The sequence below is a fragment of the Streptomyces coeruleorubidus genome (genome assembly GCF_008705135.1).
Lineage (GTDB): Bacteria > Actinomycetota > Actinomycetes > Streptomycetales > Streptomycetaceae > Streptomyces > Streptomyces coeruleofuscus.
The window spans coordinates 6,920,751-6,933,658 of record NZ_CP023694.1; the positions used below are offsets into that span (position 1 = coordinate 6,920,751).

Below are 12,908 nucleotides of genomic sequence, written 5' to 3' on the forward strand. Positions count from 1 at the left end.
GGGTTGTCTAGACCAGTTTCCCATATCGTGAAGCTGCACCGGAGCGGTCCTGATGTCCCGCCCCGGGGTGCCGTCGGATCGCGGCCTCGACCCGACTGACGCCCTCCACAGACTGCCTCGCGCCGCTGTCGGACGCTAGCCGTACTCTGGGGCCCATGCAGACCTCGCCGGACCGGCATGAGTATCCCGCCCACTGGGAAGCCGACGTGGTGCTGCGCGACGGTGGTACCGCGCGCATCCGGCCCATCACCGTTGATGACGCCGAGCGCCTGGTCAGCTTCTACGAGCAGGTCTCCGACGAGTCGAAGTACTACCGCTTCTTCGCGCCGTACCCTCGCCTGTCCGCCAAGGACGTCCACCGCTTCACGCACCACGACTTTGTGGACCGGGTGGGACTCGCGGCCACGGTGGGCGGCGAGTTCATCGCCACCGTACGCTACGACCGGATCGGCGCGGACGGAACGCCCGCGTCCGCACCCGCCGACGAGGCCGAGGTCGCCTTCCTCGTACAGGACGCCCACCAGGGCCGCGGGGTCGCCTCCGCCCTGCTGGAACACATCGGCGCCGTCGCCCGCGAGCGCGGCATCCGCCGCTTCGCCGCCGAGGTCCTGCCCGCCAACACCAAGATGATCAAGGTGTTCACGGACGCCGGGTACACCCAGAAACGCAGCTTCGAGGACGGCGTCGTCCGTCTGGAGTTCGACCTCGAGCCCACCGACCGCTCCCTCGCCGTGCAGTACGCCCGCGAGCACCGCGCCGAGGCCCGCTCCGTGCAGCGGCTGCTCGCGCCCGGCTCGGTCGCCGTCATCGGCGCCGGGCGCACGCCGGGCGGCGTCGGCCGGAGCGTCCTGGCGAACATCCGCGACGCAGGGTTCACCGGCCGCCTGTACGCCGTGAACAAGGCCCTCCCCGAGGAGCAGAAGGATCTCGACGGGGTGCCCGCCCACCGCTCGGTGCGGGACATCGACGGCCCGGTCGACCTCGCGGTCGTCGCCGTGCCGGCCGAACACGTCCCCGAGGTCGTCACCGAGTGCGGTGAACACGGCGTGCAGGGGCTGGTCGTGGTCTCCGCCGGATACGCCGAGAGCGGCACCGAGGGGCGCGAACGCCAGCGCGCCCTCGTGCGGCAGGCGCGCACGTACGGCATGCGGATCATCGGGCCGAACGCCTTCGGCATCATCAACACCTCCCCGCGGGTACGGCTCAACGCCTCCCTCGCCCCCGAGACGCCCCGCCCGGGCCGGATCGGCCTGTTCGCCCAGTCCGGCGCCATCGGCATCGCCCTGCTGTCCCGGCTGCACCGGCGCGGCGGCGGCGTCACGGGGGTGACCGGCGTCTCCACCTTCGTCTCGTCCGGCAACCGGGCCGACGTCTCCGGCAACGACGTCCTCCAGCACTGGTACGAGGACCCGGACACCGACGTCGTCCTCATGTACCTGGAGTCCATCGGCAACCCCCGCAAGTTCACCCGCCTCGCCCGCCGGACGGCCGCGGCCAAGCCGCTGGTCGTGGTCCAGGGCGCCCGGCACGGAGCGGCTCCCCAGGGCCACGCCGTACGGGCGACCCGCCTGCCGCACACGACCGTCTCGGCGCTGCTCCGGCAGGCCGGCGTGATCCGGGTCGACACCATCACCGAGCTGGTGGACGCCGGGCTGCTCCTCGCCCGCCAGCCGCTGCCGGCCGGGCCCCGGGTGGCGATCCTCGGCAACTCCGAGTCGCTCGGCCTGCTCACGTACGACGCGTGTCTCGCCGAGGGGCTGCGGCCGCACCCCCCGCAGGACCTGACCACGGCGGCCTCCGCCGCCGACTTCCACACCGCCCTGTCGCGGGCGCTGGCCGACGACCGGTGCGACGCGGTGGTCGTCACCGCCATACCGGCGGTGGGGGAGGGCTCGGTCGCGGACGCGGCCCTCGCCGGCGCGCTGCGCTCCGCGGTGGCCGCCGCCCCGGCCAAGCCGGTCCTGGTGGTGCACGTGGAGCTGGGCGGCCTGGCGGAGGCCCTGTCGGCGGCGGCGAGCACGGCACCGCAGACCGACGCGGACGATCCGCCGCAAACCCGCGCCGAGAGCCCTCAGGTCACCCTCAGCCCGACGCCTCCCGGAGAACCCCCTGAGGACTCCCACCTCATCCCCGCCTACCCCGCCGCCGAACGTGCCGTGCGTGCCCTCGCGCAGGCCGTCGCCTACGCGCAGTGGCGGCGCGACGCCGCCGACCCCGGCAGGGTGCCCGAGTACGAGGACATCGACGAGAAGGGCGCCGCCACGCTGATCGGCGGGCTCCTCGCGCGCGGACAGGGACTCACGCTCGGGCCGGAGGAGACCTGCGACCTGCTCGGCCACTACGGCATCCACGTCCACCGCGCCCTGCCCGCCCCGACCCTCGACGCCGCCGCCGAGGCCGCCCGCACCCTCGGCTACCCCGTCGCCCTCAAGGCCACCGCCCCGCACCTGCGGCACCGCGCCGACCTGGGCGGCGTACGCCTCGACCTCGCGGACGAGGACCAACTGCGGCGTTCGTACACCGAGTTGACCGAGCTGTTCGGCGCGCCCGAGGAGCTGCGCCCGGTCGTGCAGCGGATGGCCCCGCGCGGCGTGGACGTCGTCGTACGGGCCGTCATCGACCCGGCGGCCGGAGCCGTGCTCTCCTTCGGGCTCGCCGGAGCCGCCTCGCAGCTGCTCGGGGACACGGCCCACCGGCTGATTCCGGTCACCGACAAGGAGGCGACCTCGCTGGTGCGCTCGATCCGCACCGCACCCCTGCTGTTCGGCTGGCGCGGCTCCGCACCGGCCGACACCGGCGCCCTGGAGGAACTGCTGCTGCGGGTGTCCCGGCTGGTCGACGACCACCCCGAGGTCGTCGCGGTCACCCTGGAGCCGGTCGTCGTCGCCTCGCACGGCCTGAGCGTCCTGGGCGCCTCGATCCGCCTCGCGCCCCCGCCCGCCCGCGACGACCTCGGCCCGCGGACCCTCCCTGCTTACTGACAGCGGACCCTCCCCGCGTACTGACAGCGGACCCTCCCTGCGTACTGACAGGGGGCGAGCGGTGCCTCGCAGTCAGTGGGCCCCCGTAGGATGGGCGTCATGGCCAAGACCAGTACGACGACCCAGGGGCTGCGGGCGGCGATCGAGCGCAGCGGCTACTACCCGGCCCTCGTGGCCGAGGCGGTGGAGGCCGCCGTGGGCGGCGAGCCCATCCGGTCGTACCTGGTCCATCAGGAGACGACGTTCGACCAGAACGAGGTACGGCGGCACGTGACCGTGCTCGTCCTCACCGACCACCGCTTCATCGTCAGCCACACCGACGAGCAGGCCGCCGACACCACCTCCCCGACGCCGTACGCCACGACGTCGACGGAGTCGGTGAAGCTGAGCCGCATCTCGTCGATCGTGGTCAGCCGCGTGGTCGCCAACCCGGAGTCGTACAAGCCGGGCACCCTGCCCCGTGAGGTCGTCCTCACCATCGGCTGGGGCGCCGTCTCCCGCATCGACCTGGAGCCGGCCGCCTGCGGCGACCCCAACTGCGAGGCGGACCACGGCTACACCGGCAACTCGACGGCGGACGACCTCAGCCTGCGCGTCAGTGAGGCCGGGGACGGACCGGAGACCGTGCGCCAGGCACTCGCCTTCGCGCAGGCCCTCTCCGAGGCGACCGCGGACAGCGCCCGCTGATGGCACAGCCGAACACGGCCTGGGACCACCATCCCGAACCGCTCACCGTCACCTCCGCGCCGGTCCCCGAGTACGGCAGCGGCTCCCTCGCCGACCTGCTGCCCACGCTGGCCGCCGGCCTGGGCGTACCGGGCATGACCGCCGCGATCTCCGAGCTGGCCCCCGCCGACCGGAACTGCGTGTTCCTGATCGACGGCCTCGGCTGGGAGCAGCTCAGGGCGCACCCCGAGGACGCCCCCTTCATGACGTCCCTGCTCGCCACCTCGCGCGGCGGCACCGGACGTCCGCTCACCGCCGGCTACCCGGCGACCACGGCCACCTCCCTGGCCTCGGTCGGCACCGGCCTGCCGCCCGGTGTGCACGGCCTGCCCGGCTACACCGTGCGCAACCCGGACACCGGCGAGCTGATGAACCAGCTGCGGTGGCAGCCGTGGGCCCCGCCCGGCGCCTGGCAGCCGTACCCGACGGTCTTCCAGCTGGCCCACAAGGCGGGGGTGCACGCCGCGCAGGTGTCGTCCCCGACCTTCGAGAGCACCCCGTTGACCAAGGTGGCGCTCAGCGGCGGAACGTTCCTCGGGCGGCTGACCGGCGAGGACCGTATGGACCTGGCGGCCGAGCAACTGGCCGCGGGCGACCGCTCCCTGGTCTACACGTACTTCGCCGAGGTCGACGGCGCCGGTCACCGCTTCGGCGTCGACTCCGACACCTGGCGCGGCCAGCTCATGTACGTCGACCGCCTCGTCCAGCGCCTGGCCGAGCAACTGCCCCCGCGCAGCGCCCTCTACGTCACCGCCGACCACGGCATGATCGACGTACCGTTCGACGAAGAGCACCGCATCGACTTCGACGAGGACTGGGAGTTGAGCGCCGGCGTCGCCCTGCTCGGCGGCGAGGGCCGTGCCCGGCACGTCTACGCGGTGCCCGGGGCCGCGAACGACGTCCTGACCTGCTGGCGCGAGGTACTCGGCGAGCAGTTCTGGGTGGCCTCACGCGACGAGGCCATCGCGGCGGGCTGGTTCGGCCCGAAGATCGACGAACGGGTGCACAGCCGGATCGGCGACGTGGTCGCCGCCGCGCGCGACGACGTCCTGCTCATCGCCTCCGAACGGGAGCCGAAGGAGTCGGCCATGGTCGGCAACCACGGTTCGATGACCCCCGCCGAGCAGCTGGTCCCGCTGCTCGAAGTACGCTCCTGAAGCCCCGCCCCGACCTCTCCCGCCCGACCTCCACACCGAAAGGTGCTCAACTCCACATGCCCGAGCTGGTGTTCTTCTCCGGAACGATGGACTGCGGGAAGTCGACGCTGGCTCTCCAGATCGAGCACAACCGTTCGGCGCGAGGCCTCCAGGGCATGATCTTCTCGCGTGACGACCGCGCCGGCGAGGGCAAGCTGTCCTCGCGCCTCGGCCTGGTCACGGACGCCGTGGAGGTCGAGGACGGCCAAGACCTCTACGCCTACATCGTCGACCACCTCTCGCAGGGCGGCCGCGCGGACTACGTGATCGCCGACGAGGCGCAGTTCCTCGCGCCGGAGCAGATCGACCAGCTCGCGCGTGTGGTCGACGACCTGGGCCTCGACGTCTACGCCTTCGGCATCACGACCGACTTCCGCTCCAAGCTCTTCCCCGGCTCCCAGCGGCTGGTGGAACTGGCCGACCGGGTCGAGGTGCTCCAGGTCGAGGCCCTGTGCTGGTGCGGCGCCCGGGCCACGCACAACGCCCGCACGATAGGCGGCGTCATGGTCGTCGAGGGCGCCCAGGTGGTTGTCGGGGACGTCACCCACTCCGCCGACGAGGTCGGTTACGAGGTCCTGTGCCGCCGCCACCACAGGCGCCGCATGACCTCGGCGGCGGCCCATGCGGCGGCCCTGTCCCCGGACGTGCTGCCGGTGTCGTCTTCCTGACCACCGGCCGTGTCGTCCTGCCGAATACCCGGCCGCGTCGTCCGCCTGACCACCCGGCGGTGCCGTTCCTACGCCCCGGCGGGCCGGCAGACCGTCAGCGCCTCCGTTGCAACAGCGCGAAGCGCGCCCCCTCCGGATCCGCCACCGTCGCCACCCGCCCGTGCGCGGTGTCGTGGGCCGGTTTGAGGACCTGCCCGCCCAGATGCACCAGGTGGTCCAGGGCGTCGTCGACGTCGGCGACCAGGAAGTACGTCACCCAGTGCGGGCCCCGGTCGCGGGGCAGGGCCTGCCCCAGCCCGTGGATGCCGGCCACGGGCGCGCCCCCGAGATTCATGGTCACGTAGTCGAAGTCGGCGGACACCACCGGCTCCTCCTGGAAGCCGAACACCGTCCGGTAGAACTTGGCGACGGTCGCCGACTCGAAGGTCAGCAGCTCGTTCCAGGCGGGCGTGCCGGGGACGCCCGAGACGGACGTGCCGAGATGCGCGGCGGCCTGCCACACGCCGAAGACCGCCCCGGAGGGGTCGGAGCCGATCGCCAGGCGGCCCGCGTCGGCGGCGTCCAGCGGGCCCACGCCGATCGTGCCGCCGCAACTGCGCACCGTCTCGGCGGTCAGATCCACGTTCTCCGAGGCGAAGTAGGGGGTCCACGCGATGGGCAGATGGCGGTCCGGCGGCAGCCGGCCGATCCCCGCCACCTCGTGCCCGTCGAGCAGCGCCCGTACGTACGGGCCGAGTTGCTGAGGGCCCGGCTGGAACTCCCAGCCGAACAGCGTTCCGTAGAACTCCTGGGTCGCGGCCGGCCCGTGCACCATCAGGCTCACCCAGCAGGGCGTGCCGGGCGCGTGCCGAGCGGGTGTTGCGCCGTTCGGGCCGGCTGACTCCCGTGCGTCGGTCATCGTCACTCTCTTCTCGGCCTCGCGGTGGGCGTGCTCTGCGCAGCCCTCCTGGGCACGCCCCGCGGGGTGGCCCCTGTCCGGGAGAATGCCTGATGTGCGGTGCGCTGTCCCTTGCGGCGCGCTTGCCGGCACGTGTCGTTCAGCTGTACAGCATGTGCTTGTTCCCGTACACGGCGTGATGGCCCCGGCTCGGCCGAGCACACTAGCCGGACCCGGACGGCTCGGCCACCCCTGTGCGCGAGGATGGAGCCATGAACGCCATCATCTCCGCATCCGATCTGGCGAGCGACCTGACGGGCGCCAACCCGCCCGTCCTGCTCGATGTCCGCTGGCAGCTCACCGCGGCCAAGGCGACAGCTGAGCCGCCGTACGACGGCCGAGCCGCGTACGAGGCAGGGCACCTTCCCGGGGCCGTCTTCGTCGACCTGGACCGGGAGTTGGCCTCGGAGCCGGGGGAGGGCGGTCGGCATCCGCTGCCCGACCTCGCACGCTTCGGTGCCGCGATGCGCCGGGCGGGAGTGTCGTCCGGGACGCCGGTGGTCGTCTACGACGGCGGCCAGGGCTGGGCGGCGGCCCGGGCGTGGTGGCTGCTGCGCTGGACGGGTCACCCGGACGTGCGGGTCCTCGACGGCGGGTTGCCGGCCTGGGAGGGGCCGTTGGAGAAGACCGTGCCGACACCGGCCGAGGGTGACTTCGTGCCGGAGCCGGGTGCGGCAGGCCTGCTCGACGCCGACGCCGCCGCGGAGTTGGCGCGGTCCGGGGTGCTGCTGGACGCGCGGGCGGGGGAGCGGTACCGGGGCGAGGTGGAGCCGATCGATCCGGTGGCCGGGCACATCCCGGGCGCGGTGTCGGCGCCCACCACGGAGAACGTGGGGGCGGACGGGTGTTTCCTCCCCGCCGGAGAACTGCGCGCGCGTTTCGAGGGGCTCGGCGTGACCGAGGATGCGCGGGTCGGTGTGTACTGCGGGTCGGGCGTGTCCGCGGCCCACGAGGTCCTGGCGCTGGCGGTCGCGGGCATTCCGGCGGAGCTGTACGTGGGTTCGTGGTCGGAGTGGTCCTCGGACCCGGACCGGCCGGTCGCGGTGGGACCTGATCCCCGGTAACCCGGCATGAGCGAGGGCCGCGCCCGGAAGGCGCGGCCCTCATCTTCGTACAGCATCCTCGTACAGCCGAAGCCGAAGCCGAAGCCGAAGCCGAAGCCGATCCGGCTACTCCTGCTTCTTGCGCCGCGTCCCGAACACGATCTCGTCCCAGCTCGGAACGGCGGCTCTGCGCCCCGGTCGGACGCCGTCGGCCTCGGCCTGGCGGTCGGTGGCGCCGATGAGCCGGTCGCGGTGGCTGCCGACGGAGCGCGGCATGAGAACGTCCGCGTAGGCGGAACCGGCCGAGGCGGCGGGAGCCGGGGGCTCCTCTTCCTCGGGTTCGGCGACGGGCTCTTCCTCGGGCTCCGGTGCAGGGCGCTCCGGCACCACCAGGTCGCCGCGGAAGCTCGGCACCGCTTCCAGCAGGCTGGTCAGCGAGTCCCGCTCACCCGTGCTCTCCTCCACCGGCTCGGACGCCGCGGGCGGAAGGCTGGGCCGCTCGCGGTCGGCGGAACGGTCCAGCGGCCGGTCGCGCGGCAGCCGGGCGATCCGTGGGACGAACGGGAAGCTGGGCTCGGGCGCGGCCAGGTCGTCGGTCTCGCCGATGAGCATGCGCGCCTCGTCGTCGACGGCCTGGACGAGCCGCCGGGGCGGGTCGTACGTCCAGCTCGCCGAGTGCGGTTCGCCCGCGACGCAGTAGACCAGCAGGACTTCCCACGTGCCGTCGTCGCGACGCCACGAGTCCCACTGGACGGTGTCCTTCTCGGCACCGCGCAGCAGCAGCCGCTCCTGCACGGCCTCGCCCAGCGGCGGACCGGAGTTCTCGCCGGGGCGGCGGACCGGGGTCTTGCGGGCCCGTTCGGCCATGAACGCACGCTCGGCCAGCACCGGACCCTCGAAGCGGCGGACCCGGTCGACGGGGATGCCTGCCATCTGCGCGACCTCTTCCGCGGTCGCGCCGGCGCGTATACGCGCCTGGATGTCGCGGGGGCGGAGATGGCTCTCCACCTCGATCTCGATCTGGCCGAGGCGAGGACGGTCGCCGCGCACGGCGGCGCGGAGCCGTTCGTCGATCGGAAGCGTGTACTCCGTGCTGTCCGCAGCCTTCAGCACCAGCCGTGTGCCGTCATTCGAGACGGCCACGACACGCAGTTCGGGCATGGGGACCTCCCGGGTGGTGCCTGCCGACGTCACGTGCGTCGCTGCTTCCGCTAGTCGAGTGTGGCCTGCCCGGGTGCAGCCTGCCACAACCTTGCCGAGTTGCCCGGCGTGTCGGGCGCGGGCCCTGGATCGCCGTTATGGCACGGTTACCTATTCGCAACGCTAAGTGACGAACTCTGTCACCCTGTGCAACTAGCCCCCTCCCGGCGGTCCTTAAAGGCCCCGTACACCCTGAACAGGAGACCGGACCCAGGGCTCGCCACAGTACTCCATTTGGGCCACGTGCGTGGATTGGCGCGCCGTCCAACTTCTGGCAAGGGGGCGGACTCGGCCGCCCGCTGCCCGCTTTCCGTGATCTTGAACGTGGTGAAGGCCACCCCCCCAGCGCGTCCCCTACGCCCCCAGAACCCTCCGCAAGTAGTCGTTCTGGAACCGCCGGTCAGGATCGAGACGGTCCCGCAGCTCCGTGAACTCGGCGAAGCGCGGATACACCCGGGAGAAGTACTCGGCGTCCCTGGTGTGCACCTTGCCCCAGTGCGGACGGCCCTCGTGCGCGGTGAAGATCCGCTCGGCCGCGGTGAAGTACCGCTGGTAGGGCGTGCCTTGGAACATGTGGACGGCGATGTACGCGGTGTCCCGGCCCGACGCGGTGGACAGCGTGATGTCGTCCGCCGGAGCGGTACGCACCTCCACGGGGAAGCTGACCTTCAGGCCGGAGCGGTCGACCATCGTCTTCAGCTCGCGCAGCGTCTCGACGACTGCCGCGCGCGGAACGGCGTACTCCATCTCCACGAAGCGCACCCGGCGCGGAGACGTGAAGACCTTGTAGGGGATGTCGGTGTAGGTCCGCGCGGACAGGGCCTTGCTGGAGATCTGGGCGATCGCGGGGATCGTGGCGGGCACCGCGCGGCCGACCCAGTTGGCCACCTGGAAGACGCCGTTGGAGAGGAACTCGTCCTCGAACCAGCTCTGGAGCTGGGGTACCGGCCTCTCAGGACCCGCGCTGCGGTTGTTGCGCTTGGTGTTGGTGTTCCCGGTGTGCGGGAACCAGTAGAACTCGAAGTGCTCGTTCTCGGCCCAGAGTTCCTCGAAGTCGGAGAGGACCCTGTCGAACGGCATCGGCTCCTCGCGGGCCGTGAGCAGGAAGACCGGCTCCACGGCGAAGGTGATCGCGGTGACGATGCCCAGGGCGCCGAGGCCGATGCGGGCGGCCGCGAAGACCTCCGGGTTCTCCTTCTCGGAGCAGGTGAGGACCGAGCCGTCGGCGGTGACCAGCTCCAGGCCCTTGATCTGGGCGGCGATCGAGGCGGAGTCGCGGCCCGTGCCGTGCGTTCCGGTACTGGTGGCGCCGGAGACCGTCTGCTCCATGATGTCGCCCATGTTCGTCAGCGACAGTCCCTCGCGCGCCAGAGCGACGTTGAGTCTCTTGAGCGGGGTGCCGGACTCCACCGTGACGGTCATGGCCTCGCGATCAATGTCGCGTATGCCGGTCAACAGTTGAGGGCGGATCAACACACCGTCCGTCGCGGCTATGGACGTGAAGGAGTGCCCGCTGCCGACGGCCTTCACCTTCAGGCCGTCCTCGGCGGCCCGCCGCACGGCGGCGGCCAGCTCGTCGACGGAGGCCGGAGTGACCTCCCGCGCGGGCCGCGCGGAGACGTTGCCGCCCCAGTTACGCCACGTGCCGTTCTTTCCGCTCGCTGTGCTGCTCAACGGAGCCTCCCCGACCCGTAGCCGGCCGCTTGAGCCGACGGAATCCGAGGAAACCCACCGCGACCGCGACGGCCCCGGCCACCGCCGGAACCCCGTACCCGGCACGCGCCCCGGCCGCGTCGATCACCCAGCCGGCCGCGGAGGAGCCGAGTGCGACCCCCACCGCGAGCCCGGTGCTCACCCAGGTCATGCCCTCGGTGAGCTGCGCGCGTGGTACGTGCTCTTCGATGAGGGACATCGTCGTGATCATCGTCGGCGCGATGGACAGACCCGCAACGAACAGCGCCACGGCCAGAAACGGCAAGTTTCCGACCAGTAGGAGGGGGATCATACTCACGGCCATGGCGCACACGCCCAGCAGCCACCGGCGTTCCGGCGCCCCGGCGAAGTGCATCAGTCCGAAGACCATGCCCGCCACGCAGGAACCGGCCGCGTACAGCGCGAGGACGACGCTCGCGGCAGCCTTGTGCCCCTCCTCGTCGGCGAAGGCCACGGTGACCACGTCGACGGCCCCGAAGATCGCCCCGGTCGCCACGAAGGTGGCCACCAGGACCTGAAGGCCCGGCGAGCGCATGGCCGTGCCCCCGCCACGGTGCTCGCGCGGATGCGGCTCCGGCTCGGTGGCGCGCTGCGCGGTCAGCCAGAAGACGCCGACGGCCAGGAAGCAGGCGGCGAGCAGCGGGCCGGCCTCCGGGAACCAGGCCGTGGACAGGCCGATGGAGATGATCGGCCCGAAGATGAAGCACACCTCGTCCACCACGGACTCGAAGGAGTACGCGGTGTGCAACTGCGGCGTGCCCCGGTACAGGGCCGCCCAGCGGGCCCGGATCATCGCGCCGACGCTCGGCACGCAGCCGATGCCGACGCACGCCACGTACAGCACCCAGTCCGGCCACCCGTAGTGTGCCGCGAACAGCAGGACGGCCGCCGCGGCCAGCGAGATCAGCGTCGCCGGCCGCAGCACCCGCCGCTGTCCGTACTGGTCCACCAGCCGCGAGACCTGCGGTCCGGCCACCGCCGCCGCCAGCGCGATCGTGGCCGACAGGGCGCCGGCCAAGCCGTAGCGTCCGGTGAGCTGGGAGACCATCGTGACGACGCCGATGCCCATCATCGACAGCGGCATACGGCCGAGGAAGCCCGCGGCGGAGAAGCCCTTGCTGCCGGGAGCGGCGAACAGGGCGCGGTAGGGGCTGGGCACGGGGTCTCCGGAAGGCTCAGTAAGCTGCGAACGCAGTCGACACAGATTACGCCGCGCGGTGCGCCCGACGCACCCGTCAGGCCCCGGGACCGTCCGCCGCGCAGGTGTCACCCCGCCGTTTCCCGGCTGTCAGTGCAGGGTGGCAGGATCGACTCATGCCAGACGCGCGCGATGTCACCCCCTACGACGCCCTGCTCCTGCTCTCCTTCGGCGGCCCGGAAGGCCCGGACGACGTGGTCCCGTTCCTGGAGAACGTGACGCGTGGGCGAGGCATCCCCAAGGAACGCCTCAAGGAAGTCGGGCAGCACTACTTCCTGTTCGGCGGCGTCAGCCCCATCAACGACCAGAACCGCGCCCTGCTGGACGCCCTGCGCAAGGACTTCGCCGACCACGGCCTGGACCTGCCGGTCTACTGGGGCAACCGCAACTGGGCGCCGTATCTGACCGACACGCTGCGCGAAATGGTCCGTGACGGCCGCCGCCGCATCCTGGTTCTCGCGACCAGCGCCTACGCCTCGTACTCAGGCTGCCGCCAGTACCGCGAGAACCTCGCCGACTCGCTCGCCGCCCTCGAGGCCGAGGGGCTGGAACTGCCGGAGATCGACAAGCTGCGGCACTACTTCAACCACCCGGGGTTCCTCGAACCCATGATCGACGGGGTGATCCGGTCCCTCGCCGAGCTGCCCGAGGACATTCGGGACGGGGCGCACATCGCCTTCTCGACGCACTCGATCCCGACGGCCTCCGCCGACATCTCCGGCCCCGTCGAGGACCACGGCGACGGCGGCGCGTACGTCAGGCAGCACCTGGACGTGGCGAAGCTCATCGCGGACGCCGTCCGGGAGCGCACCGGCGTCGACCACCCCTGGCAGCTCGTCTACCAGTCCCGCTCCGGCGCCCCGCACATCCCGTGGCTGGAGCCCGACATCTGCGACCACCTGGAGGAGCGGCACGCGGCAGGTGTCCCGGCCGTGGTGATCGCTCCCATCGGGTTCGTCTCCGACCACATGGAGGTCCTCTACGACCTCGACACGGAGGCCAAGGCCAAGGCGGAGGAGCTGGGGCTGCCGATGCGCCGCTCGGCCACCGTCGGCGCCGACCCGAGGTTCGCCGCCGCGATCCGCGAGCTCGTCGTGGAGCGCGCCGCCGTCGAGCGCGGGCAGGAGGTCACCCCCTGCGCCTTGGGCGCCCTCGGGCCGAGCCACAACCTCTGCCCGGTCGGCTGCTGCCCGGCCCGCGCCCCCCGCCCCGCCGCCGCGGGCGCCGACAGCACCTACGCGTGAGG

Annotated in this window: 10 protein-coding genes; 6 read left to right on the plus strand and 4 right to left on the minus strand. The window is 72.2% G+C overall.

Annotation, left to right across the window (positions count from 1 at the left end; all coding sequences use genetic code 11):
• Positions 1-155 precede the first annotated feature (155 nt).
• From CP976_RS32035 to CP976_RS32050, 4 genes are all read left to right on the plus strand, one after another.
• Entirely contained in the window at positions 156-2,981 is a 2,826-nt protein-coding gene (locus CP976_RS32035) for a bifunctional acetate--CoA ligase family protein/GNAT family N-acetyltransferase (protein ID WP_150483426.1), read from the plus strand.
• Positions 2,982-3,080: 99 nt separating this feature from the next.
• Positions 3,081-3,668, plus strand: coding sequence for a DUF5998 family protein (locus CP976_RS32040; protein WP_150483427.1), 588 nt, complete (start codon positions 3,081-3,083; stop codon positions 3,666-3,668).
• Positions 3,668-4,864: an alkaline phosphatase family protein gene (locus tag CP976_RS32045; RefSeq protein ID WP_150483428.1), complete on the plus strand. Its 1,197-nt coding sequence runs from the start codon at positions 3,668-3,670 to the stop codon at positions 4,862-4,864. Before CP976_RS32040 ends, CP976_RS32045 begins: the two co-directional genes overlap by 1 nt.
• A gap of 56 nt (positions 4,865-4,920) precedes the next feature.
• Positions 4,921-5,571, plus strand: coding sequence for a thymidine kinase (locus CP976_RS32050; protein WP_150483429.1), 651 nt, complete (start codon positions 4,921-4,923; stop codon positions 5,569-5,571).
• Positions 5,572-5,665: 94 nt separating this feature from the next.
• On the opposite strand, the gene CP976_RS32055 is transcribed toward CP976_RS32050, so the two are convergent.
• A complete protein-coding gene (locus CP976_RS32055; protein ID WP_150483430.1) occupies positions 5,666-6,469 on the minus strand; it encodes a VOC family protein in 804 nt (267 codons plus the stop codon).
• 251 nt (positions 6,470-6,720) lie between these two features.
• Here CP976_RS32055 and CP976_RS32060 point away from each other — a divergent pair, with 251 nt between their 5' ends.
• Positions 6,721-7,572, plus strand: coding sequence for a sulfurtransferase (locus CP976_RS32060; protein ID WP_150483431.1), 852 nt, complete (start codon positions 6,721-6,723; stop codon positions 7,570-7,572).
• A 105-nt stretch (positions 7,573-7,677) separates the two neighbouring features.
• Here the strand turns inward: CP976_RS32060 and sepH are convergent, their stop codons facing one another.
• The 3 genes from sepH to CP976_RS32075 all read right to left on the minus strand — a co-directional run bounded on the left by sepH (position 7,678) and on the right by CP976_RS32075 (position 11,623).
• The gene (sepH, locus tag CP976_RS32065) at positions 7,678-8,712 is read right to left on the minus strand and encodes a septation protein SepH (protein ID WP_150483432.1); all 1,035 of its coding nucleotides are present in this window, start codon (positions 8,710-8,712) and stop codon (positions 7,678-7,680) included.
• Between the two features lie 393 nt (positions 8,713-9,105).
• On the minus strand, positions 9,106-10,425 hold the full coding sequence (locus tag CP976_RS32070) for a D-arabinono-1,4-lactone oxidase (RefSeq protein WP_150483433.1): 1,320 nt from the start codon (positions 10,423-10,425) through the stop codon (positions 9,106-9,108).
• Entirely contained in the window at positions 10,385-11,623 is a 1,239-nt protein-coding gene (locus CP976_RS32075) for an MFS transporter (RefSeq protein WP_150483434.1), read from the minus strand. Before CP976_RS32075 ends, CP976_RS32070 begins: the two co-directional genes overlap by 41 nt.
• 155 nt (positions 11,624-11,778) lie before the next feature.
• Here CP976_RS32075 and CP976_RS32080 point away from each other — a divergent pair, with 155 nt between their 5' ends.
• Positions 11,779-12,906, plus strand: a complete 1,128-nt coding sequence (locus CP976_RS32080) for a ferrochelatase (RefSeq protein WP_150483435.1) — start codon at positions 11,779-11,781, stop codon at positions 12,904-12,906.
• The last annotated feature ends 2 nt before the right edge of the window (positions 12,907-12,908 follow it).